The 22,804-nt window shown below is 64.4% G+C and carries 16 protein-coding genes, 1 tRNA gene and 1 pseudogene; 10 read left to right on the top strand and 8 right to left on the bottom strand.

Annotation, left to right across the window (positions count from 1 at the left end):
- Positions 1-103 precede the first annotated feature (103 nt).
- The 4 genes and pseudogenes from QMZ05_RS28385 to QMZ05_RS28370 all read right to left on the bottom strand — a co-directional run bounded on the left by QMZ05_RS28385 (position 104) and on the right by QMZ05_RS28370 (position 4,025).
- Positions 104-928, bottom strand: coding sequence for an alpha/beta hydrolase (locus QMZ05_RS28385; protein WP_353703757.1), 825 nt, complete (start codon positions 926-928; stop codon positions 104-106).
- Between the two features lie 138 nt (positions 929-1,066).
- Positions 1,067-1,567: a hypothetical protein gene (locus QMZ05_RS28380; RefSeq protein WP_050423373.1), complete on the bottom strand. Its 501-nt coding sequence runs from the start codon at positions 1,565-1,567 to the stop codon at positions 1,067-1,069.
- A gap of 288 nt (positions 1,568-1,855) precedes the next feature.
- Positions 1,856-2,162 (bottom strand): annotated as a pseudogene (locus QMZ05_RS28375) (UBP-type zinc finger domain-containing protein).
- 162 nt (positions 2,163-2,324) lie between these two features.
- Complete coding sequence (locus QMZ05_RS28370; RefSeq protein WP_353703756.1) at positions 2,325-4,025, bottom strand: FAD-dependent oxidoreductase; 1,701 nt, start codon at positions 4,023-4,025, stop codon at positions 2,325-2,327.
- Between the two features lie 710 nt (positions 4,026-4,735).
- Here QMZ05_RS28370 and QMZ05_RS28365 point away from each other — a divergent pair.
- The 3 genes from QMZ05_RS28365 to QMZ05_RS28355 all read left to right on the top strand — a co-directional run bounded on the left by QMZ05_RS28365 (position 4,736) and on the right by QMZ05_RS28355 (position 8,426).
- Positions 4,736-4,810, top strand: a tRNA-Thr gene (locus tag QMZ05_RS28365).
- Between the two features lie 195 nt (positions 4,811-5,005).
- Positions 5,006-6,964, top strand: a complete 1,959-nt coding sequence (locus tag QMZ05_RS28360) for an acyltransferase family protein (RefSeq protein ID WP_353703755.1) — start codon at positions 5,006-5,008, stop codon at positions 6,962-6,964.
- 268 nt (positions 6,965-7,232) lie between these two features.
- Positions 7,233-8,426, top strand: a complete 1,194-nt coding sequence (locus tag QMZ05_RS28355; RefSeq protein WP_353703754.1) for a hypothetical protein — start codon at positions 7,233-7,235, stop codon at positions 8,424-8,426.
- 174 nt (positions 8,427-8,600) lie between these two features.
- On the opposite strand, the gene QMZ05_RS28350 is transcribed toward QMZ05_RS28355, so the two are convergent.
- Positions 8,601-8,726: a hypothetical protein gene (locus QMZ05_RS28350; protein ID WP_353703753.1), complete on the bottom strand. Its 126-nt coding sequence runs from the start codon at positions 8,724-8,726 to the stop codon at positions 8,601-8,603.
- 98 nt (positions 8,727-8,824) lie between these two features.
- On the opposite strand from QMZ05_RS28350, the gene QMZ05_RS28345 reads away from it, so the two are divergent.
- From QMZ05_RS28345 to QMZ05_RS28320, 6 genes are all read left to right on the top strand, one after another.
- Entirely contained in the window at positions 8,825-9,145 is a 321-nt protein-coding gene (locus QMZ05_RS28345) for a hypothetical protein (RefSeq protein ID WP_353703752.1), read from the top strand.
- A 235-nt stretch (positions 9,146-9,380) separates the two neighbouring features.
- On the top strand, positions 9,381-10,118 hold the full coding sequence (locus tag QMZ05_RS28340; protein ID WP_353703751.1) for an outer membrane beta-barrel protein: 738 nt from the start codon (positions 9,381-9,383) through the stop codon (positions 10,116-10,118).
- A gap of 234 nt (positions 10,119-10,352) precedes the next feature.
- Positions 10,353-12,497: a HAMP domain-containing methyl-accepting chemotaxis protein gene (locus QMZ05_RS28335; protein ID WP_353703750.1), complete on the top strand. Its 2,145-nt coding sequence runs from the start codon at positions 10,353-10,355 to the stop codon at positions 12,495-12,497.
- Positions 12,498-12,628: 131 nt separating this feature from the next.
- Entirely contained in the window at positions 12,629-13,693 is a 1,065-nt protein-coding gene (locus tag QMZ05_RS28330) for an MBL fold metallo-hydrolase (protein WP_353703749.1), read from the top strand.
- Between the two features lie 195 nt (positions 13,694-13,888).
- Positions 13,889-15,118 (top strand): 5-aminolevulinate synthase, encoded by a 1,230-nt coding sequence (gene hemA / locus QMZ05_RS28325; protein WP_353703748.1) that lies wholly within the window; start codon positions 13,889-13,891, stop codon positions 15,116-15,118.
- 114 nt (positions 15,119-15,232) lie between these two features.
- A complete protein-coding gene (locus QMZ05_RS28320) occupies positions 15,233-18,742 on the top strand; it encodes a PAS domain-containing hybrid sensor histidine kinase/response regulator (RefSeq protein WP_353703747.1) in 3,510 nt (1,169 codons plus the stop codon).
- A 170-nt stretch (positions 18,743-18,912) separates the two neighbouring features.
- On the opposite strand, the gene QMZ05_RS28315 is transcribed toward QMZ05_RS28320, so the two are convergent.
- Positions 18,913-19,587, bottom strand: a complete 675-nt coding sequence (locus tag QMZ05_RS28315; protein ID WP_353703746.1) for a response regulator transcription factor — start codon at positions 19,585-19,587, stop codon at positions 18,913-18,915.
- Positions 19,588-19,935: 348 nt separating this feature from the next.
- On the opposite strand from QMZ05_RS28315, the gene QMZ05_RS28310 reads away from it, so the two are divergent.
- Positions 19,936-21,561: an MFS transporter gene (locus QMZ05_RS28310; protein WP_353703758.1), complete on the top strand. Its 1,626-nt coding sequence runs from the start codon at positions 19,936-19,938 to the stop codon at positions 21,559-21,561.
- 75 nt (positions 21,562-21,636) lie between these two features.
- Here QMZ05_RS28310 and QMZ05_RS28305 read toward each other — a convergent pair whose 3' ends face one another.
- The gene (locus QMZ05_RS28305) at positions 21,637-22,113 is read right to left on the bottom strand and encodes a secondary thiamine-phosphate synthase enzyme YjbQ (protein WP_353703745.1); all 477 of its coding nucleotides are present in this window, start codon (positions 22,111-22,113) and stop codon (positions 21,637-21,639) included.
- 165 nt (positions 22,114-22,278) lie between these two features.
- Entirely contained in the window at positions 22,279-22,803 is a 525-nt protein-coding gene (locus QMZ05_RS28300) for a hypothetical protein (protein ID WP_353703744.1), read from the bottom strand.
- Position 22,804: the final 1 nt, after the last annotated feature.

The following is a 22,804-nucleotide window of genomic DNA, read 5'->3' as shown; positions in this document are numbered from 1 at the left end:
CCCCCGCAAGGGGGGAGGGAACCCTTCCGCCGGTGGCTCCCTCACTTTGGCGCAGAGGAAAGTTGCACTTAGTCAGCGTTCCCAAGCGAGCGCAGCCCGCGCCTCAGCCCTTGATGAACGCCAGCAGGTCCGCGTTGATCGTCTCCGCTTCCGTCGTCGGCATGCCGTGCGGAAAACCCTTGTAGGTCTTCAGCGTGCCGTTCTTCAGAAGCTGGGCCGAGAGCGGGCCGGAATCGGCGTAGGGCACGATCTGATCGTCGTCGCCATGCATCACCAGCACCGGCACGTTGATCTTCTTCAGGTCCTCGGTGAAATCGGTCTGCGAGAACGCGACGATGCCGTCGTAATGCGCTTTCGCGCCGCCCATCATGCCCTGCCGCCACCAGTTCTGGATCACGGCTTCCGACGGTTTCGCGCCGGGCCGGTTGTAGCCGTAGAACGGCCCGGCCGGCAGATCGCGGTAGAATTGCGAGCGGTTGGCCGCGACCTGGGCCTGCAGGCCGTCGAACACCGATTTCGGCAGACCGCCGGGATTGGCAGGCGTCTGCACCATCAAAGGCGGCACGGCCGCGATGATCGCCGCCTTCGCCACCCGGCTCTCGCCGTGGCGGGCGATGTAGTGCACGACCTCGCCGCCGCCGGTGGAATGGCCGACGTGGACGGCATTTCTGAGGTCGAGATGCGCGGTGACGGCCGCGAGGTCGTCGGCGTAATGGTCCATGTCATGGCCGTCGGCGACCTGGGCCGAGCGGCCATGGCCGCGGCGGTCATGGGCGATGACGCGAAAGCCGTGACCCACGAAGAACAGCATCTGCGCGTCCCAGTCGTCCGACGACAGCGGCCAGCCATGGCTGAACACGATCGGCTGGCCCGAACCCCAATCCTTGTAGAAGATATCGACGCCGTCTTTGGTGGTGATGGTGGGCATTTGATTGCTCCTCTTGTTGCTGATTCTTTGGTCCGCCTACGCGTGAACGGACCTCCGGCGACAGCGTGTCGCCGACACGCCGCCGCACATCATCTTCTATGCTGTGCGTCGTCTCGAATTGATGTCATCCGCCCCGGATCAGGCGAAATTGACCGGCCTGAAGCGGCGCCAGGCGCCGATGATCATCACGACGAAGAACACCAGCACGATGCCCTGCACCGCCCCGAACACCGGCCCGGACGGCGGGTTCGGCGGCACGGCCGGCGCCAGCGCCTGCAATGCGGGTATCTTGAGGAAGCTCTGGATGACCAGCACGAAGACGTTGAGATAAAGCGAGACCATCGCGGTCACGACATAGATCGGGCGCCATGCGCCCTTGAGCTGCATCGCATACAGCGCGATGCAGGCGATCGCGAGCAGCACCAGCGAGAGCCCGCCGATGATCTGGGACGGCAGCACCTTCTCGGTGATCAGTGGCGGGATCACGAAGCCGGTGGCGCTGGTCAGGATGGTGAGAACGAGGAAGATCGCAGTCAGTCCGGGCATCGCGCGCGAGCCGAGCAGGCCGAACATCACGATCACACCGGCGACGATTGCAATCAGGCTGATAATGACGTGCACAAGCACCAACGTCGTCATGTCGCACACTCCCCCGTTGAGAACCCGCACTACGTTACGATGCGTCTTTGAAAATTGCTACATGGTTCGATGGCAGGACGAGCGACATCTCATGAGAATTCGCCGGCGCTAACTTTGATTGACCCGTCATCCTGAGGTGCGAGCCTCTTCGGCGAGCCTCGAAGGATGCGCGGCCCGTCTGTTGACCGATTCATCCTTCGCGGCTCGCTTCGCTCGCTCATCAGGATGACGGTGATAGTGCGTGCGCCTATCGGATGCAGCGACCAGTGCGTCTCATGAGAAGTTGAATCAATAATAGCGCGGGATCGGCCCGTCATGCGGCGTCTTGCGCTTCGACAGGTCGAACAGCACCTCGTCGACATAGCACCAGCCCCAGCCTTCCGGCGGATCATAGCCCTCGATCACGGGATGGCCGGTGGCGTGGAAATGCGCCGTCGCATGCCGGTTCGGCGAATCGTCGCAACAGCCGACATGGCCGCAGGTCCGGCAAATCCGCAAATGCAGCCAGCGGGCCGCTCTTCAGGCATTCCTCGCAGCCGCGCGCGCTCGGCGTGACGTCCTCGATGCCGGCGATATGGGTGCAGCTTTTTGTCATTTGCGGGCCTCGTTACTTGTCGCGCTTGGTGAACCCGTCATCCTGAGGTGCGATCTCTTGCGAGCCTCGAAGGATGCACGGCCCGCACGGTGGCCGATTCATCCTTCGAGGCTCGCTCCGCTCGCACCTCAGGATGACGGGGATCGATCTCGCGAGCGGCTCCTACAGCGTCGGACTGCCACCATCGGCGAGATAGCCGTGCAAAGCAGCGACGACCTGCGCGCCCTCGCCGATCGCGCCGCCGACGCGCTTGACCGATCCGGAGCGGACGTCGCCGACCGCGAATACGCCGGGCACCGTGGTCTCGAGCAGCGGCACGGCGGGCGTGCCCTCGCCGTTCTGCACGCCGGTCTTGACGAAGCCGCCGCGGTCGACCTGCACGCCGCAGCCCTCGAGCCAGCCGGTCGCCGGATCGGCGCCGACGAACAGGAAGAGATTGCGGATATCCATCGTGAACTCGTCGGGTGCGAGCCGGCTGCGCCAGCGCACGCGCTCCAGCGTCTCCGCACCTTCGAGCCCGATCACCTCGGTGTTGAACATCAGTTCGATGTTCGGCGTCGCCTCGATACGCTCGATCAGATAGCGCGACATGCTGGCGCCGAGCCCGCCGCCGCGGATCATCATGTTGACCCTGCGGGCATGCGCCGACAGGAACACCGCGGCCTGCCCCGCGGAGTTGCCGCCGCCGACCAGCACGACATCCTGCTGGGCGCAGAGCCGCGCCTCGATCGGCGAGGCCCAGTACCAGACGCCGCGGCCCTCATAGCGCTCGAGATGGTCGATCGCAGGCCTCCGGTAGCGCGCGCCGCTCGCGACCACCACCGACTTGGCGCGCAGCGTGTGCCCGCATCCGGTGGCGAGCTTGAACGCGCCCGACGCCTTCGAACAGTCGAGCGATTTGATGGAGACCGGGATCAGCATCTCGGCGCCGAATTTCTGCGCCTGGTTGAAGGCGCGCCCGGCGAGCGCTTGGCCGGAGATGCCGGTCGGGAAGCCCAGATAGTTTTCGATCCGCGCGCTGGCGCCAGCCTGGCCGCCGAAGGCGCGGGAATCGAACACCGCAACCGACAGCCCCTCGGACGCCGCATAGACCGCGGTGGCGAGCCCGGCCGGGCCGCTGCCGACCACGGCGACATCGTAGAGCCTGTCTTCCGCGTGGCTGCCGATCATGCCGAGCGCCATCGCAAGCGCGGTCTCGGACGGATTGCGCAGCACCGTGCCGTTGGGGCAGACCACCAGCGGCAATTCGGCGCGCGTCGGCGAATAGCGCGCGACGAGGTCGGCGGCATCGGTGTCGGCCTCGGGATCGAGCACGTGATGCGGCTGGCCGTTGCGCGCCAGGAAATTCTGCAGCGGCGCCATGTTGCCGACCGACGCCGAGCCGATCAGCACCGGTCCGCCGGCGCCGCCCTGGATCAGGCTGACGCGGCGCAGGATCAGCGCCCGCATGATGCGCTCGCCGAGATCGGCTTCGGCGACCAGCAGCGCGCGCAACCGGTCCGGCGGCAGCAGCAATGTCTCGACGACACCGTCGGCATGGCCGTCGACCAGCGCGGCGCGACCGGAGAGCTGGCCGATCTCGGCGAGAAACTGGCCGGGCCCCTGGTCGATGATCGGCGTGACACGGCCGAGGCCGTCGCGCTGGGTGATCGCGACGCTGCCGGACAGCACCACGAACATGCCGGGACCGGGCGTGCCGGTCTCGAACAGCGCCTCGCCGTCCTTGTACGAACGCGGCTCGCCGAAGCGGCGCATCCGCTCGATCTCATGCACCGTTAAGGTCGGAAAGGTCTGTTCATGGCGCGGGAAGGCGTAGGCGGTTGCGTTCAGGCGATTGATCGTCGTCTCATCGATTGCAGCCATGTTCGGCGACTCGCTTCCTTTGCTCACCTTGACGTTCGTCATTCCGGGGCGTGCGAAGCACGAACCCGGAATCTCGAGGTTCCGGGTTCGCTTCGCGCCCCGGAACGACGTACCCTCATCACTTGCGCCATGCGAAAGTTCTCATTGGATCAGAACCGCGGCTTTAACCTGTCACTTTGCCCGGCTCGTTTCCGCCGGCGTCATCCGGCGAGGCGTGATCTAGCGAGCCGTCGGCCGGTTCGGAAGCCACATCCTCGCGACCGCGCGCCTGGGATTTTCGCCGTTTCAGGTTTTCGCGCAGCGCCGACTTGAGGCGATCCTGCCGCGAATCCTTCAGGCGGGCTCCGGCCTGCCCGCCGCCTCTGTCCCGATCACCCGTCATTGCTGAACTCTCAAACCGCCGACGCCTTTTCGCGTGCCGAGCATAGACCGAGCATAGACAATGGCTGCCGCCCGCGCACCCTGCCCGGTCGGCCAGTTGCGCACCACGACATGATTCGGCCGCAGGCGGACGGTCGCATTCCCTTACGGTCGGGAACCCCAATCGGGCCGAAATCGGCCGAATTGGTCGAGATCACCGACCCGGAACGTGATTTCTGCCGATTTGCCCGGCAGGAGGGGCGCTGTTTCGCTTGCGCGAAAGGGAGGCCTGTGGCAAGAACCGCCCGCTTGGACGGGCCCATGGGGCCGATTCAATTTTTCCCGGGCATGCTGCCGTAGCTCAGTGGTAGAGCACTCCATTGGTAATGGAGAGGTCGACAGTTCAATCCTGTCTGGCAGCACCATCTTTTCAAGGGTTTCAGCGTTTTAGCGCTTTCTTCCCACACTGCCGCCCTCCAAAGAGCTACTACTCCCGTCGGGTCGCTGATGGCCGACGAAAAAGCAAAGAGTCATCACGCCCTCGTTGAGGCGTCTTGGGTGAGTCTGATGTGGGTTGCGGGGGATTGAGCGAGGGTGGTAGCACCACCCCGCGGGGCTCCATGAACAAGCACTCCTACCGTCCGGACATCGATGGACTGCGCGCGATCGCGATCGGTACGGTCGTGCTCTACCATGCGTTCCCACGGGCGCTGCCGGGGGGATTCATCGGCGTCGATGTTTTCTTCGTCATCTCCGGGTTCCTCATCTCCGGCATCGTGTTCTCCGAGATGGAGGCCTACCGGTTTTCGTTCCTGCGCTTCTACATCCGCAGGATCTGTCGAATTTTCCCAGCACTCGCGCTCGTCCTGATCGCGACCTGCGCCGTTGGATGGCTGTGGCTGCTACCCGCAGAATGGCAACGCCTCGGCCAAGAGATACGCGGCGGCGCGTTCTTCTTCGCGAATTTCGTCTTTCTCGGGCAGGCCGGTTACTTCGACCAGGCTTCGATCCAGAAACCTTTGCTGCATCTCTGGTCTCTTGCCATCGAGGAGCAGTTCTATCTGGCGTGGCCGGTCATCGTCCTTCTGTTCTATCGTAGTCGGTTCGCGCTCGGCGCTCTGATCTGGGTCGCGCTGATCGCGTCTCTTGTGCTCAATCTTGCGAGTGTCGCGGGCGACCCGGTGAAGACGTTCTACATGCCGACCACACGAGCATGGGAACTGCTGATCGGCTGTCTCCTTGCGTTTCGTTCCGTGTCGTCGGAGACAGTCACCGCCCGGTTGTTTGCCGCCGTTGAGCGGATCTGTTCGCCCGATCTGCGCGCGCTCTTTGGCCTCGTCCTAATCGCCATCGCTGCAACTCAATTTGACGCTCACCAGCTCTTTCCCGGCTGGCGCGCCATTTTCCCGACAGTCGGCGCCGCGCTGCTGATTTCGGCCGGGCCGACCGCCTCCGTTAACCGCGCCCTCTTGGCAAATCCCGCCGCGGTATTCATCGGCTTGATCAGCTATCCTCTCTATCTTTGGCATTGGCCGATACTATCGCTCGCAGCCATCTATCGAGGCGCCCCCCCCGGCAATGCCGAGACCTGGGCGCTCGTCGTCGCCGCGGTCGTCTGCGCTACCGCTACTTACTATCTGATTGAGCGGCCAATTCGATTTGGGTCGTCCCGCGCCAAACGCTCGGCAGCTGCTGTCCTGGCGACACTGTGCGTCGCAATCGGTCTCACTGGACAGATGATCGCGTCAGACCAATTCACCTCAAATGCCCAGAGGTACGGCCTCGATCGTATCATCAATGCCGCAAGCGAGTGGTCCTATCCGACCGACGATCTTGAATCCCTCGGATGGACGGGCTTCGTTCTGCGCAAATACAAGCCCCTGAACGGGCCGCATTCCGTGCTGTTCTTCGGGGACAGCAACATGGAGATGTACTGGCCGCGCGTTCAGGCGATCGGTGCGCAGGATCAATTCAAGCAGGACAGCATATACTTCTTCACATACGGCGGCTGTCCACCCATACCGGACCTGACGGATGTCCAGCATCCTTATTGCGTCGGCTTCGTCGATGCAGCCAAAGCCGCGATTCGCGACAAGGACATCAAGACCGTCGTGCTCGGCGCGCATTGGTGGGGGTACCTCAACTCCGCTTCGCCGTATCGATACAAAGATCAGAGCGCATCAACGCCCGATGGCCGCACTGGCGCCATCAACGCTCTGGCGGCAATGGCAAAGGAGTTCATCCAAGAAGGGCGAACGGTCTTTGCCATAATGAACATCCCGTACTCGGGGTTGATGGGCCCTCCGAGCATGATCCGACGCAAGCTCACCTCCTTTGAGATCGTCCCGAGCCCGGTCGAACTAACAACCCAACGCGAGGGCCTGAGCCTCACAGAAACACTTCGCGCCGCGCTCGCCGCCGCTGGGGTCAAGGTCATCGATCCCATTCATAGCCTTTGTGAAAAGGAACGTTGCCCGACCCTCACCCCGGCTGGAGACCCCATCTATCGAGACGCTATGCACTTGCGGCCCGCATTTGTGAGATCGAGCGCTTCATTCCTCGATCAGACTTTGCAATAGCCCTATGGGTCAGCAAAAAAATGCGCGTGTCTTGGTCAAGGTCCCGCGTCAACCGACATATCATCTGCCCGATCTCGGCGTGATCGCGACACGCGACGACCGCCTCATCTGCCCCTCTCGTCATAGGCCGGACCGAGGCCTGACTTTCCCCCAAATCGCAAAATCTACTTTTGGTTGATTTTCGGCCAGAGCCATACTTCTATGGAGCTACTGTTACTTGGCGAATTTTCAAAGCTCCGCAATACCACATTGAATTGGGAGATATCACGTGCGCACCAAAACCTTGCTGCCCGCGGCTCTTGCGCTGTTGGCATCGTCGTCTGCATTTGGCTTTGAGTTGGGGGATGTCGAGCGTGCTTCGGGCTCGCCGCCGGTCATAAGACCCTTCGACGGTCCCAGGGACGTTTTCCAGTACGATCTCAAAGTCCGCAATCTCTGCGACAATGCGCAGAGCCTGAACAACGTGGCAGCGGGTTGGGTCGGACCGAAGCGAACCGGCAACATGTTCCAGGATGGATTCAATATTCGCGATCGGTCTGTCGCCCTCGCGGCCGTGGTGACCTTCCCGGACGCCAAGAGCAACGAGACCAAGCAGGTCAAAGTGCCGATCATCGCGAAGGCCAACTTTGGCGACACCCAAATTCAGAACTGCGATGGCACCATCATCACCGACGTTCCGGCCAACACGAAAATAAGGATGCACTTTGAGTACAAGCAGTCGGACACCATTCGATTCAATGACCCGACGAAGTTTGTGAGCGGCATTACGACCGTCGGCGCAAGTGCCGTCGCACTGGGATCGGTGGCCACGGGCACCGGGGGTATCGGAGCGACGATCGTCCCTGTCGTCTCCTTCCTGCAGAAAAACACCAACGCCATCACCACACTCAATAGCGGCGTGAACTCGATCATGGAGTCGTTTGCCGAAACCAAATCGCCTGATCCAAAGCAGTATGAGATCAGATCAACCGCCAGCAACATCAGCTACAGAAGCGGCCGAACCACCGTCATCTCGATCGACAAGATCGTGCAAGACAGCGGGTTGCATGTTGATGGCCTGAACGGCTGGCCGGGGGTCGACGGAGCGTTTACCGAGCGGTACGGCGAGCTTCAGAACCAATTCAACAATGCCCAGAATGCGGTCGATTCTCCCTGGTCGGGCAATCTGCCCAAGTTCTGCGCGAAGCTGAGGGCCTATGTGGACGGAGCGACCAAGGGCGACCGTTTCGCGTCGGCTGTTGGTATCGGGTTTCACGCCTTCTACTATTCGGCGGAATATGGCGGGAAAACCTGCCTGAACTCCTGGGACATCGCGGCTCTGAAGGCGCACCATTTTGCTCCGCCGTTCCCCGATGCCTGGCCGACGAATGCGACACCATCCGGACCTGTGGTGGCAACGCGGTCGACACCGAAGCCGGCCGGCAAGTCAGCTCGGTTGGCTGGCGCTCTCGCCTCACGCTGACGGCCTGAGTCCATCCTGTCGGCGCCGAACGCCAGGCGCCGGCGGGATATCGCTGCCGGCTCTCGGGGATCGTCAAGGACGCACGATCTGGCTCCAGCAGCCGTGGCCGGCCTGCGCGACGATCGGACCGCGCCACCACGGCCGCCGTCCGCCTTCGCCTCCCCCTTCGCCGAATCAATGCGCGAGCAGCAGGCCCACGCCGCCGATCATCAGCGCGACGTAGACCACGAACACACTGCCGACCCATTTCCAATCGATCTGTGCGTGTTCGGGGCTCAGGCTTTCGATGATGCCGTGCATGATGATTTCCTTGAGAAGTCGCATGCGCGGCGTATAGACCTCGCCCCGAGCACGTCATGTGACTCACTTCACATTGCCATCGCGGAGCGGACCCAAGAGTGACCGGCCCAGAACTAAGAAAACTGCGCGAACATCTCGGCGAGGCGCTCGGCCGCAAGTTGACGGCGGCGGACATGGCGAAGCTGTGCGGGTTGCCGGCGGCCGGCGGCGCCGAAAAGCTCCGCAAGTGGGAAGTCACCGGTCCGACCCCGAAGGTCGCGGGCCTGCTGCGCGTGCTGGCGATGGCGAGCGAGCACTATCCGATCCTGGAGAAGTTCGACGTGTTCGATCGCCACGACGTTCCGGTCAAGGAACGCGCCGCGCGCCGCGAAGCGTTCCGCGAGCAGATCCGCGACGACGTGCGCAGGCGGCTTGATTGACTGGTGTCTCGATGCGCGGACGGCGGCTTGGTTAACGGGAGAAGCGGCGCGTTAAGCCTTCCGTCATTCCCGCTTAAGCGTTCGTTAGGCACAACAAAACGTTTCACCGCAAAGGCTGCGACTTAACGCTCCAAGCCGTCTTTCGGTGAGAAATTTTATTCAAATGCGGTCTAACCCCTCGGCCATGGATGGCGCCACTCACGCTGCGCCTCATGACTTGTCCGGAGACTGCCTTATGAAGAAGTTCCTGCTCGCAACCGCAGCCGCAGCGGCTGCCCTCGCTGCCTTTGGCGCGACCGCTCACGCCGCCGACTTCAACCGCGGCTATTATCAGAAGGCGCCCGCGCCTGTTTACGCCGCTCCGCTCTACAACTGGACCGGCTTCTATCTCGGCGGCCATCTCGGCGGCGCGTTCTCGGGCAGCAACAGCTCCTTCAACGGCCTCGCGCTGACCAATTCCGACGCCCGCTTCATGGGCGGCGTGCAGGCCGGCTACGACTGGCAGCTGTCGCCGATGTGGGTGATCGGCGTCGAAGGCCAGTATTCCTGGCTCGGCGGCCACCAGCTCAACGCGATCTTCCCGGGCGTCTACGTCTACAACAACAACCAGCGCGGCATCGGCTCGATCACCGGCCGCGTCGGCTACACCTGGGGCCCGGGCCTGATCTATGTGAAGGGCGGCTACGCCTATTCCGACAACAACGAAACGGTGACGCTCGGCGGCGCGCCGGTCGGCTTCGCGCTGAGCGACAACCACAGCAACGGCTGGACCATCGGCGGCGGCGCCGAATACATGTTCGCCCCGAACTGGTCGGCCAAGGTCGAGTACCAGTACTACGACTTCGGCGACAGCCGCTTCACCGCGCCGGGCGCGCTGGTACCAGTCGGCAGCTTCCACAATGACGAGCACACGGTGAAGGCGGGCCTCAACTACCGCTTCAACCTCGGCGGCCCGGCCTACGGCCGCTACTAAAGTTACGGATCATCACAACCAAGAGTGGAAGGGCCGGCGCAAGCCGGCCCTTTTGCGTCCGTTCGCGTGCATCGATTCCGCACAGCGAACCAAGCCCGTGCGCGGAAGCCCTGAAAAATCCAGCAGATTGTCGCAATTTTCCCGATTTTGTTAACCCGCCGCACCGATACTCCCGCGCCGGGGAAACATCCAAGAGTAGTGGCCAGGGGTAGTGGGCCAGGGGGATACGGGGCAATGGCGTTTCGGTTCAAGCTCGGCAAACCAAATCTCAAGCGTATCCACCTGCCGCAGATGGGCGTCAGGGGCAGCCTCTTCGCAGCGTTCGCCGTGATCGCAGCCATGGCGCTGGTGATCAGCGCAGGCGCCGGCATCGTGCTGCATCAGCTCGGCGGCACCATGAGCGATCTCTCCGGCCGCGACATTCCGCGGCTCGCCGCGAGCCTGCAACTGTCCGCACAGAGCGCCTCGCTCGCAGCCCAGGGTCCCGGCCTGCTTGCCGTGCAGAGCGAGGATGCGCTGAACGATCGCACCAAGAAGGTGCAGGAGGTCGCGCAGCAGACCAATGCCAAGCTTGGCGAGATCATCGAACTCGGCGCCGACAAATCCGTCGTCAGCGCGCTGCAGGAAAACGTCAAGAACACCGACGAGGCGACCAAGAGCCTGATCTCGGCGGCGCGCGAACGGCTCGAGGTCGGCGCGCTGCGCGACAAGCAGTACAACGCGCTGCGCAAGGCGCAGTCGGTCTTCGTCTCCGCGGCCGGTCCCGCGATGCTCGACGCGCAGACCCGGCTCAACGCCATCCTCGCCTCGGCTGAAGTTTCCGCCGACGACGCCACCGAAGCGGCGCGCACCGTCGGCCAGATCAGCAACGTGCTGTCCATCGGCAATCTGATGGCCGCCGACATGACCGCGGCGCTGTCGGCCAATTCCAGCGAGACGCTCGATGCGATCGAGGCGGAGTTCAAGAAGGGCCGCGAGCGCATCAAGTCCAACCTCGAGGACCTGCCCAACAATCCGGCGATCGTCGCCGTGCGCGACACCGCCTCGAAGCTGCTCGTGCTGGGCGAAGGCAAGACCGGCGTGTTCAAGGTCCGCCAGAAGGAGCTCGACTCGATCGATTACGGCCAGACCATCCTGGAGGAGACCCGCAAGCTCAATGTCGGGCTCGGCATCAGCGTCCAGCAGCTGGTCGATGCGGTCCAGAAGGAGACCGACGCCTCGACCTTCCAGGCGCGGCAGCAGATCTCGCTCGCCACCGCGGTCATGATCGGCCTCGGCGCGCTGACCTTGGTCGGCTCGTTCCTGTTCGTCTGGCTCTATGTCGGGCGCAACATCCTGCGCCGCATCCGCGGCCTGCAGCGCTCGATGCAGCTGTTGTCCGACGGCGACCTCGACACCGAGATCCCGCAGAGCCGCCAGCGCGACGAGATCGCCGTCATGGCCGACGCGCTTCAGGTGTTCCGCGAGAGCATGATCGAGAGCCGCGAGCTCACCGAAAACCAGAACAAGGACCGCTCCGCCAAGGCCGAGCGCGCCTCGCGCATGGAGACGCAGATCACGACGTTCGAATCGACGGTCCGCAGTGCGCTCGGCAGCCTGCAGACCGCGGCGAACTCGATGCAGTCGACCGCGCAGAGCATGTCGGCGACCGCCGACCAGTCGAGCGCATTGGTCAACGCGGTGGCCTCGGCCGCCGAGGAGACCTCGGTCAACGTGCAGACGGTGTCGGCCGGCACCGAGGAACTGTCGTCCTCGATCCAGGAGATCAGCCGCCAGGTCGTCACCTCGGCGGAGATCGCCCGCAAGGCGGTGGAGGAAGCCAGCGCCACCGACAGCACGATGCAGGGCCTTGCCGACAACGCCGCGCGGATCAGCGTCGTGGTCGATTTGATCCAGACCATCGCCTCGCAGACCAATCTGCTGGCGCTCAACGCCACCATCGAGGCGGCGCGCGCCGGCGAGGCCGGCCGTGGCTTTGCCGTGGTCGCCTCCGAGGTGAAGAACCTGGCGAGCCAGACCGCCAAGGCGACCGAGGAAATCCGCCAGCAGATCGTCAGCATGCAGGAGGTGACGACATCAGCCGTCACCGCGATCCGCAACATCTCGAGCACGATCGGCGAGATCAACGACGTCACCACCGCAATCGCCGCCGCCGTCGAGGAGCAGGGCGCGGCGACCCGCGAGATCGCCCGCAACATCCAGCACGCCGCCGGCGGCACCAGCGAGGTGTCGAGCAACATCGTCGGCGTCTCGACCGCCTCGGCCGAGGCCGGCACTGCTGCCGGCGAGGTGCTGAGCGCCTCCGACGCGCTGCGCCGCGAGGCCGACGTGCTGCGCGCCGAGATCGACGGCTTCCTGTCGAACATCCGGGCGGCCTAGCGGCGTTCCCAAACGATCCATGGCCCGGCTTGATCCGGGCTACGGAATTCCCGGGAAATCCGGCCCCATTCTCCGGACGGCTATCTGATTTTCGGCTGGCGCGGCGGGCAATGTGCCGCTAAGCCCGTAGCATGGACAAGAAGACCGACAGCCTTCCCTCCTCGGCGGAGGCACTGCGATACCCCTGGGAAAATCATCCCGGCCACGACCAGGTCGTGGAGGTGGCCCCCGGCGTGCTGTGGGCGCGGCTGAAGCTGCCGTTCCGCCTCAACCACGTGAACATCTATCTGCTCGCCGACGGCGACGGCTGGACCATGGTGGATGCCGGCTTCGGCAACGAGGAGTCGATCGCGGCGTGGACCACGCTGTTCGATGGGCCGCTGAAGCACGTCAAGGTCACCAGGCTGATCGTGACGCATTCGCATCCCGATCATGTCGGTCTCGCCGGCTGGATCACCGAGCGCTTCGACTGCCCGCTGTTCATGTCGCAGGTGGAATACCTGCAATCGGTCTATCACCAGAACCGCGGCACCGAGGAGCGGCGCAACGCGCAGCGGCTGTTCTTCCGCCGCCACGGCATGGACGAGGACCTCACCGAGAAGCTGCTCGGCCGCGGCCAGGATTATCTGAAGCGGGTGTCGGTGCTGCCGCCGTCCTATCACCGCCTGACCCATGGCGACGAGGTCGTGATCGGCGCGCGGCGCTTCAAGGTGATCACCGGCGGCGGACACGCGCTCGACCAGGTGATGCTGTATTGCGCGGCCGACAAGCTGTTCCTGTCCGCCGACCAGGTGCTGAGCAAGATCTCGCCCAATGTCAGCGTCTGGGCGGTCGAGCCCGAGCAGAACTCGCTCGGCGAATATCTGGCCTCGCTCGCCAGCCTGACCACGACCCTGCCCTACGACGTGATGGTGCTGCCCGGACATGGCGTGCCGTTCTACGGGCTGAAGACCCGGATCAAGCAGCTCGCCGACCACCATGAGGAGCGCTGCCGGCTGATCGCCGAGGCCTGCCGCGAGGTGCCGCAGACCTCCAAGGAGCTGGTGCCGGTGGTGTTCCACAAGCACGTGCTGGACGAGCATCAGATGGGCTTCGCCGCCGGCGAACTGGTCGCCCACGTCAATTACATGCTGGTCGAGGGCCGTCTGACGGCCCAGATGCACGGCGACGGCATGCTGCGCTTCAGGACCACCTGAAGCGCCCGGCTCTGCCGCGAGGCGGACGCGTCTCCCCGGCGATTTGACCGAAATCAAGCCGGAAAGCGCCGACCTAGGGCAATTTGCCCAACTGCGACGCATGCCCAGTTGTGAGCCAATGCATGGACATTAGAGCTGGAAAAGCTCTAAGAAGAAGCAGCTATTCCGGTCAGGTTCCGCTTTCTGGGTTTGCCGATGAATTACAGCCAGTTTTTCAATTCCGCCCTCAATCGCCTGCATGACGAGCGGCGCTACCGGGTTTTCGCCGACCTCGAACGGATCGCGGGACGCTTCCCGCACGCGACCTGGCATTCGCCGAAGGGCAGCCGCAACGTCGTGATCTGGTGCTCCAACGACTATCTCGGCATGGGCCAGCACCCCAAGGTGGTCGGCGCCATGGTCGAGACCGCGACCCGGGTCGGCACCGGCGCCGGCGGCACCCGCAACATCGCGGGCACCCATCACCCGCTGGTGCAGCTCGAGGCCGAGCTCGCTGATCTCCACGGCAAGGAAGCCTCGCTGCTGTTCACCTCGGGCTATGTCTCGAACCAGACCGGCATCTCGACGCTCGCGAAGCTTATTCCGAACTGCCTGATCCTGTCGGACGCGCTGAACCACAATTCGATGATCGAGGGCGTGCGCCAGGCCGGCTGCGAACGCCAGATCTTCCGCCACAACGACGTCGCGCATCTCGAAGAGCTCTTGATCGCGGCCGGCCCCGACCGGCCGAAGCTGATCGTCTGCGAGAGCCTCTATTCGATGGACGGCGATGTCGCGCCGCTCGCCAAGATCTGCGATCTCGCCGAGAAATACGGCGCCATGACCTATGTCGACGAAGTGCATGCGGTCGGCATGTACGGCCCGCGCGGCGGCGGCATTGCCGAGCGCGACGGCGTGATGCACCGGGTCGATATCGTCGAGGGCACGCTCGCCAAGGCGTTCGGCTGCCTCGGCGGCTACATCGCGGGCAAGGCCGAGGTCATCGATGCCGTGCGTTCCTACGCGCCGGGCTTCATCTTCACGACCGCACTGCCGCCGGCGATCTGCTCGGCCGCGACCGCTGCGATCCGCCACCTCAAGACCTCGAACTGGGAGCGCGAGCGCCACCAGGACCGCGCCGCGCGCACCAAGGCGATCCTGACCGCCGCCGGCCTGCCCGTGATGTCGAGCGACACCCATATCGTGCCGCTGTTCGTCGGCGACCCCGAGAAGTGCAAGCGCGCCTCCGACATGCTGCTCGAGGACCACGGCATCTACATCCAGCCGATCAACTATCCGACGGTCGCCAAGGGCACCGAGCGGCTGCGCATCACGCCCTCGCCCTACCATGACGACGGCCTGATCGACGGGCTGGCCGAGGCCCTGCTCCAGGTCTGGGACCGGCTCGGCCTGCCGCTGCACCAGAAGTCGCTGGCCGCCGAGTAACCCTATCCGTTTCAACCTGCGAATTTGGGCCGGCCGTGCATCGCGCGGCCGGCCCTTTGCGTTATAATCCTGAGACCCGGCCCTCCCAGCGGCCGGGACAGGAGATAAGCAGCGATGCTGCACGACTGGGGCGTCATCGCCACGGCGTTCGCCTACATCGGATTGTTGTTCTTCATTGCCAGCCGCGGCGACCGGATGTCGACGGGCGAGCGCGGCCGCGCCAGCCACTGGATCTATCCGCTGTCGCTCGCGATCTACTGCACCTCCTGGACCTTCTTCGGCTCGGTCGGCTTCGCCACCCGCACCAGCGTCGACTTCCTGGCGATCTATGTCGGCCCGATCGTGATGGTCGGGCTGTGCACGCCGCTGCTCCGCCGCGTCATCGCGCTCGCCAAGTCGCAGAACATCACCTCGATCGCCGACTTCATCGCCGCCCGCTACGGCAAGAGCCAGGCGGTCGCCGCGACGGTGGCGCTGATCGCGATCATCGGCTCGGTGCCCTACATCGCGCTGCAGCTGAAAGCGATGGCCTCGTCACTGGAAACCATCCTGAGCGAGGACCAGGCGTTCTCGAAAATCCCCGTGATCGGCGACATCGCACTGATGGTGACGCTGGCGATGGCGGTGTTCGCGGTGCTGTTCGGCACCCGCCACACCGACGCGACCGAGCACCAGCACGGCCTGATCCTGGCGATCGCAGCCGAATCCATCGTCAAGCTGGTCGCCTTCATCGCCGCCGGCGCCTTCGTCACCTTCTGGATGTTCTCCCCGGTCGAGCTCTACGAGCGCGCCCTGAAGACACCGGAAGCGGTGCGTGCGATCGAATATGTGCCGTCGATCGGCAACTTCCTGATCATGACGCTGCTGTCGTTCTGCGCGGTGATGCTGCTGCCGCGCCAGTTCCATGTCAGCGTGGTCGAGAATTCGACGCCCGCCGAAGTCACAAGGGCGCGCTGGCTGTTCCCGCTCTACCTCATCGCCATCAACCTGTTCGTGATCCCGATCGCGATCGCAGGCCTCGTCATCTTCCCGTTCGGCGCCGTCGATGCCGACATGTTCGTGCTGGCGCTGCCGATCGAAGGCAATTCGCAATTGCTCAGCCTTGCGGTGTTCGTCGGCGGCCTGTCGGCGGCGACCGCGATGGTGATCGTCGAATGCGTCGCGCTGTCGATCATGGTTTCCAACGACATCGTGCTGCCGCTGGTGCTGCCGCGCAGCGACGACGCCCGCATCGGCCAGAAGGATTTCGGCGATTTCCTCCTGAAGGCGCGCCGCTTCTCGATCTTCGCGATCATGGTGATGGCGTATTTCTATTATCGCGCGCTCGGCAATACCCAGCTGGTCGCGATCGGCCTGCTGTCCTTTGCCGCGATCACCCAGCTCGCGCCGGCCTTCTTCGGCGGCCTGTTCTGGCGCAGAGCCACCGCACGCGGCGCGATGGCGGGCATGCTGGTCGGCTTCGCGATGTGGCTCTACACGCTGTTCATCCCGAGTTTCCTGGAAAACTCGACCGCCGGGTTGATGCTGCTGCAACACGGGCCGTTCGGGATCGAGGCGCTGCGGCCGCAGGCGCTGTTCGGTGCCGATTTGCCGCCGCTGCTGCACGGCGTGCTGTGGAGCCTTGCGCTCAACATCCTCACCTATGTGCTGTTCTCGCTGGCGCGCGCGCCGTCCTCGATCGAACTGTTGCAGGCCGACGTGTTCGTGCCCAATGCGCTGGCCCCGATTGCGCCGAGCTTCCGGCGCTGGCGCACCACGGTGACGGTGCAGGACATCGAGAGCACGGTGACGCAATATCTCGGCCCCGACCGCACCCGCGAGGCGTTCGCCGCATTCGCCGTCGACCGCAACGTCGTGCTGCTGGCGTCGGCGCCCGCTGATTTCGAGTTGCTGCAGCACGCCGAGCGGCTGATCGCCTCCTCGATCGGGGCGGCGTCCTCACGCCTCGTGATGTCGCTGCTGCTGCAGCGGCGCACGGTGTCAGCCAAGGCCGCGCTGAAGTTGCTCGACGACTCCCACGCCGCGCTGCATTTCAACCGCGAGATCCTGCAGACCGCGCTCAATCACGTGCGCCAGGGCATCGCGGTGTTCGACGCCGATCTGCAGCTGATCTGCTCCAACCGCCAGTTCTCCGAATTGCTCGGGCTGCCGCCGCATCTGGTGCAGCTCGGCATCCCCTTGCCCGAGATCCTCGAATTCATGGGCGCGATCAGTCCGCCGCCGGCCGGCGACAGCGACAATCTGCTGCAATTGCGGCTGCGCGCCTACACCACCGAGGGCGAGCCCTATCTGGAACGCTTCACCGACCGCCACCTGGTGATCGAGGTCCGCGCCAACCGCATGCCGGGCGGCGGGCTCGTCATCACCTTCTCCGACGTCACGCCGAGCTTCGAGGCCGCCGAGGCGCTGGAGCGCGCCAATGCAACGCTGGAAAAGCGGGTGCGCGACCGCACCGAGGAGCTGACGCGGCTGAACTCGGAGCTCGCGCTCGCCAAAGGCATCGCGGAGGACGCCAATGCCTCCAAGACGCGCTTCCTGGCGGCGGCGAGCCACGACATCCTGCAACCGCTCAACGCGGCGCGCCTCTATGTCACGAGCCTGGTCGAACGCCAGAACGGCGGCGAGGATTCGCGCCTCGTCGAGAACATCGACGACTCGCTCGAGGCGATCGAGGACATCCTCGGCGCGCTGCTCGACATTTCCCGGCTCGATGCCGGCGCCATGACGCCGGCGATCACGAGCTTCCGGATGGCCGACTTGATGCGCTCGCTGGAGATCGAGTTCATGCCGATCGCCCGCGACAAGGGCCTCGATCTGCGCTTCGTGGCCTGCTCGCTGCCGGTCGAATCCGATCGCTCGCTGCTGCGCCGCTTGCTGCAGAACTTCATCTCCAACGCGATCAAATATACCCCGCGCGGCCGCGTGCTGATCGGCTGCCGCCGCCGCGGCGACGCGCTGCAGATCAGCATCTTCGATACCGGCGTCGGCATCCCCGTGCAGAAGCGCGGCGAGATCTTCAAGGAGTTCCACCGCCTCGAGCAGGGCGCCCGGATCGCCCGCGGCCTCGGTCTTGGATTATCGATCGTCGAGCGGCTGGCGCGCGTGCTCAATCACCGCATCGCGATCTCGGCCAATGTCAGCGGCGGCTCGGCATTCTCGGTCACCGTGCCGGTCGCGACCGCGGTCAACCATACCGCAGCTGTCACCAGCGCCACCCCGCTGTCGAAGACGCCGATGAGCGGCTCGCTGATCGTCTGCATCGAGAATGACCCCGCCATCCTCGACGGCATGAAGACGCTGCTGACGGCGTGGGACGCCGAGGTGATCGCGGTGCTCGATGCCGACGGCGCGATCAGCGCGATCGAGGCCGCCGGCGGCCGCGTCACCGGCGTGCTGGTCGACTATCACCTCGACCGCGGCAACGGCGTCGCCGCGATCCGCGAGATCCGCCGCCGCTTCGGCGACGGCATCCCGGCGATCCTGATCACCGCCGACCGCAGCCCGGCGGTGCGCGCCGCCGCGCGCGAGGAGAACATCGCGGTGCTGAACAAGCCGGTGAAGCCGGCGTCGCTGCGCGCGCTGCTCGGACAGTGGCGGACGCAGCAGATGGTGGCGGCGGAGTGAGCTCAGCTCATTCCACCGCGCGTGAAGCGCGGTGTCCTGATTGTCCCGTCATCCTGAGGAGCGCGGAACGCGCGTCTCGAAGGATGCACGGCCCGTCTGTGGCCGATTCATCCTTCGAGGCTCGCTTCGCTCGCACCTCAGGATGACGGGACAAAGGTCTCGCAATGGCCTTAAGTCGACGGCGTGCCCTGACGCCATTGGCCGCCGGCGATCTTGGCGGCGGCGATCACGGCTTGGGTTCGGCTTTCGACGCCGAGCTTCTGCAAAATGGCCGAGACATGGGCCTTGATGGTCGCTTCGGAGACGCCGAGCTCGTAGGCGATCTGCTTGTTGAGCAGCCCCTCGGACAGCATCATCAGCACCCGCACCTGCTGCGGGGTCAGCGTGACCAGGCGGTCGCGCAGCCGCGTCATGTCGGGATCGCCGGCGGCCGACAGATCGGTGTCCGGCGGAACCCAGACGTCGCCCTCCATCACCTTTATGATGGCATCCCGCAGCGTCTCGACGCCGAAGCGCTTGGGGATGAAACCGGAGGCGCCGAAGTCGAGCGAACGGCGGATGGTTCCGGCATCGTCGCTGGCGGAGACGATGACCACCGGGATGGCCGGATACTGCGCCCGCAGATAGATCAGGCCGGAGAAGCCGCTGATCCCCGGCATGCTCAAGTCGAGCAGGATCAGGTCGACCTCGGAGTCCCGTTCCAAGAGCGCAGTCAGGTCCTCGAACGATCCGGCCTCGCTGATCGTGGCCGAACTCACGACGCTCGACACCGCCTGGCGCAACGCATCGCGGAACAGCGGATGGTCGTCGGCGATGACAAGATGAGTATTGGCAGCAGCAGTCATCTCAGTCCCACAAGCGGGCTAGCCCGCGCCGTTCGGTTGTCGCCCGCGCGGCAGTATCACGCAAGGGCTCGAAAATACCAGATGCCAACGCAGTTAACCGGCCGAGCTTGTGCGCCGCAATAGACGCACGCCGGGGCGTTCCATCCTAGTCTCACCTCTCAAGATAGGTTCGGGCGTGCAAAAGCCAAAAGTCTTATTGGGGCAGGTTTCACTGCGATGTTACCTTTTAACTTAAGCTTGGGGCCTATTCGGGCCTGACCCGGCAGACGGGGCGAGCATGGCAGCAATAATTCGGGGGGAGCAATCCAGATGTCCACAATGACTGCAACTTCGGCGCGGCCCGCCGGCATGACGAAGGATGAGCGGTTCGTCATCCTCGCGTCGTCGCTCGGCACCGTGTTCGAGTGGTACGACTTCTATCTCTACGGCTCACTGGCCGGCATCATCGGCGCGCAGTTCTTCTCCGACTATCCGCCGGCGACCCGCGACATCTTCGCGTTGCTGGCCTTCGCCGCAGGCTTCCTGGTTCGTCCGTTCGGCGCGATCGTGTTCGGCCGGGTCGGCGACATCGTCGGCCGCAAATACACCTTCCTCGTCACCATCCTGATCATGGGCCTGTCGACCTTCATCGTCGGCCTCCTGCCCAGCGCCAAGTCCATCGGAATCATGGCGCCGATCATCCTGATCTCGCTCCGCCTGCTGCAGGGCCTTGCGCTCGGCGGTGAATATGGCGGTGCCGCAACCTACGTCGCCGAGCACGCGCCGAACGGCAAACGCGGCTACTACACCTCCTTCATCCAGACCACGGCAACGCTCGGCCTGTTCCTGTCGCTGCTGGTGATCCTGTTCACCCGTTCGATCACCGGCGAAAAGGACTTCGCCGACTGGGCCTGGCGCATCCCGTTCCTGGTCTCGGTGCTGCTGCTCGGCATCTCGGTCTGGATCCGGTTGCGGCTGAATGAATCGCCCGTGTTCCAGCGCATGAAGGACGAAGGCAAGAGCTCGAAGGCGCCGCTGACGGAAGCTTTCGCCAACTGGTCTAACGCCAAGATCGTGCTCCTTGCCCTGCTCGGCGGCACCATGGGTCAGGGCGTGGTCTGGTACACTGGCCAATTCTACGCGCTGTTCTTCCTGCAATCGATCCTCAAGGTCGACGGTTACACCTCAAACCTGCTGATCGCCTGGTCGCTGCTGTTCGGTACCGGCTTCTTCATCGTGTTCGGCGCGCTGTCCGACAGGATCGGCCGCAAGCCGATCATCCTGACGGGCTGTGCGATCGCGGCGCTGACCTTCATCCCCATCTTCAAGATGATCTCCTCCAACGCCAACCCGGCGCTGGAGAAGGCGATCGAATCCACCAAGGTCGAGGTGGTCGCCGATCCCGCGGGCTGCGGCGACCTGTTCAATCCGGTCGGCACCCGCGTCTTCACCGCGCCCTGCGATGTCGCCCGCGCCTTCCTCGCCCAGTCGTCGGTCAAGTACTCGACGAGCTACGGCGCGGCCGGCTCTGGCGTGAAGATCGTCGTCAACGGCAAGGACGTCCCCTACGCCAACGCCAAGGATGGTAACCCGGCCATCACCGCAGCGATCGCCGCGGCCGGCTATCCCAAGGCCGGCGACGCCGGGATCATCAAGATGGCACATCCGTTCGACATCTTCCGTCCCCAGGTCGCTGCCGTGATCGGATTGCTGTTCATCCTGGTGATCTTCGTCACCATGGTGTACGGCCCGATCGCCGCGATGCTGGTCGAGTTGTTCCCGACCAAGATCCGCTACACTTCGATGTCGCTGCCCTACCATATCGGCAACGGCTGGTTCGGCGGATTGCTGCCAGCGACCGCGTTCGCGATCGTCGCCTCGACCGGCGATATCTATGCCGGCCTCTGGTATCCGATCATCTTCGCGGCGATCACCGCTGTGGTCGGCGCGATCTTCCTGCCCGAGACCAAGGACGTCGACATCAGCAAGACCTGACAGCCGACACGATCCTTTCGATGAACCGGCCGCGGAGCGATCCGCGGCCGGTTTCTTTTCACGCGTGCCCCGCGGTCAGGCTCTGATCACGCCGATGAATTGCAGCACGATCTCGCGCCGGTGCGCCCGGGCGCGATGCTCGATCAGATAGATGCCCTGCCAGGTACCGAGCGCCATCTCGCCATCGAGCACGGGGACCTGCAGCGAGGTCGCGGTCAGCATGGTCTTGATATGCGCCGGCATGTCGTCGGGACCTTCGGTGTCGTGACGCCAGCCGCCGTCTTCCGGCGCGGCGCGATCGAGCGCCGTCATCAGGTCGGCCAGCACGGCCGGATCGGCATTCTCCTGGATCGTCAGCGAGGCCGAGGTGTGACGGATGAACAGCGTCACCGCGCCCTCGCCGGCGCGCACCTCGCGCAGGAATTTGGCGACCTCACGCGTGATGTCGGTGAAGCCGGCGCGCGAGGTTTCGACCGTCAGTCGCGACGACATGATGCTGGTTGCCGCGACCGCGGAGGGCACAGAGTGCGACATTGTTCTCGGTGAATTCATCTGCAGTCTCTCAACACGTCGTCCCGGCGAAGGCCGGGACCCATAACCACCGACATCCATTGGTTAGGCGAGACATCAACTCCGAGTCTTCGAACTTGAAGGGCCGCGGCGTATGGGTCCCGGCTTTCGCCGGGACGACGCTGTGGTAACAGTGTCAGCACAACATCAAATCTTGCCGCCGTTGACGTCGCGCTGCACGCGGTTGGCCATCTCGATCAGCCGCCGCCAGGCGCGCTCGACGAACGACATCATGCGATCCATGTCGCGGTCGCTCGGCAGCGGGATCTCGATCTTGCGCTCGCCCTCGGCGACCTTAGGCTCCTGTGTCTTGGGCTCCGGCTTCTTCAGCTGATCCGATTTCGGCAACGCCTCGTCGGTCTTGGCCGACGGTGCGCGCGCGGCGAGCTCGCCTTTCAATTTGTCATTGTCGGCCTGCAGGCGTCCGATCTCGGCATCGAGCGCCGCGCGCTCGTCCGGCACCATGTAGCAGGCCCAGCCTGCGCTGGAATTGGTGCAGGTCGACACCGCGCCGGTGCGGGTGTCGAGCCGCAGGAAGCCGTCGCCGGCCGGCGACAACGCGTAGCGGCCGTTCTCGGTATCGGGCGCGGCTTGCGCCAATGCCGTACCGCTTGAGATCAGGATGGCAGCAATTGCGATGGACAATTTCGAGGACGACATCGCGATGGGCATG

The sequence above is a fragment of the Bradyrhizobium sp. INPA03-11B genome (assembly GCF_040446015.1).
Classification (GTDB): domain Bacteria; phylum Pseudomonadota; class Alphaproteobacteria; order Rhizobiales; family Xanthobacteraceae; genus Bradyrhizobium; species Bradyrhizobium macuxiense_A.
This window is presented reverse-complemented; position numbering and strand designations above follow the sequence as displayed.

Coding starts and splice junctions, on each gene's coding strand:
- QMZ05_RS28385 (WP_353703757.1), bottom strand. CDS start 928: ATGCCCACCATCACCACCAAAGACGGCGTCGATATCTTCTACAAGGAT.
- QMZ05_RS28380 (WP_050423373.1), bottom strand. CDS start 1,567: ATGACGACGTTGGTGCTTGTGCACGTCATTATCAGCCTGATTGCAATC.
- QMZ05_RS28370 (WP_353703756.1), bottom strand. CDS start 4,025: ATGGCTGCAATCGATGAGACGACGATCAATCGCCTGAACGCAACCGCC.
- QMZ05_RS28360 (WP_353703755.1), top strand. CDS start 5,006: ATGAACAAGCACTCCTACCGTCCGGACATCGATGGACTGCGCGCGATC.
- QMZ05_RS28350 (WP_353703753.1), bottom strand. CDS start 8,726: ATGCACGGCATCATCGAAAGCCTGAGCCCCGAACACGCACAGATCGAT.
- QMZ05_RS28340 (WP_353703751.1), top strand. CDS start 9,381: ATGAAGAAGTTCCTGCTCGCAACCGCAGCCGCAGCGGCTGCCCTCGCT.
- QMZ05_RS28335 (WP_353703750.1), top strand. CDS start 10,353: ATGGCGTTTCGGTTCAAGCTCGGCAAACCAAATCTCAAGCGTATCCAC.
- QMZ05_RS28330 (WP_353703749.1), top strand. CDS start 12,629: ATGGACAAGAAGACCGACAGCCTTCCCTCCTCGGCGGAGGCACTGCGA.
- hemA (WP_353703748.1), top strand. CDS start 13,889: ATGAATTACAGCCAGTTTTTCAATTCCGCCCTCAATCGCCTGCATGAC.
- QMZ05_RS28320 (WP_353703747.1), top strand. CDS start 15,233: ATGCTGCACGACTGGGGCGTCATCGCCACGGCGTTCGCCTACATCGGA.
- QMZ05_RS28315 (WP_353703746.1), bottom strand. CDS start 19,587: ATGACTGCTGCTGCCAATACTCATCTTGTCATCGCCGACGACCATCCG.
- QMZ05_RS28310 (WP_353703758.1), top strand. CDS start 19,936: ATGACGAAGGATGAGCGGTTCGTCATCCTCGCGTCGTCGCTCGGCACC.
- QMZ05_RS28305 (WP_353703745.1), bottom strand. CDS start 22,113: ATGAATTCACCGAGAACAATGTCGCACTCTGTGCCCTCCGCGGTCGCG.
- QMZ05_RS28300 (WP_353703744.1), bottom strand. CDS start 22,803: ATGCCCATCGCGATGTCGTCCTCGAAATTGTCCATCGCAATTGCTGCC.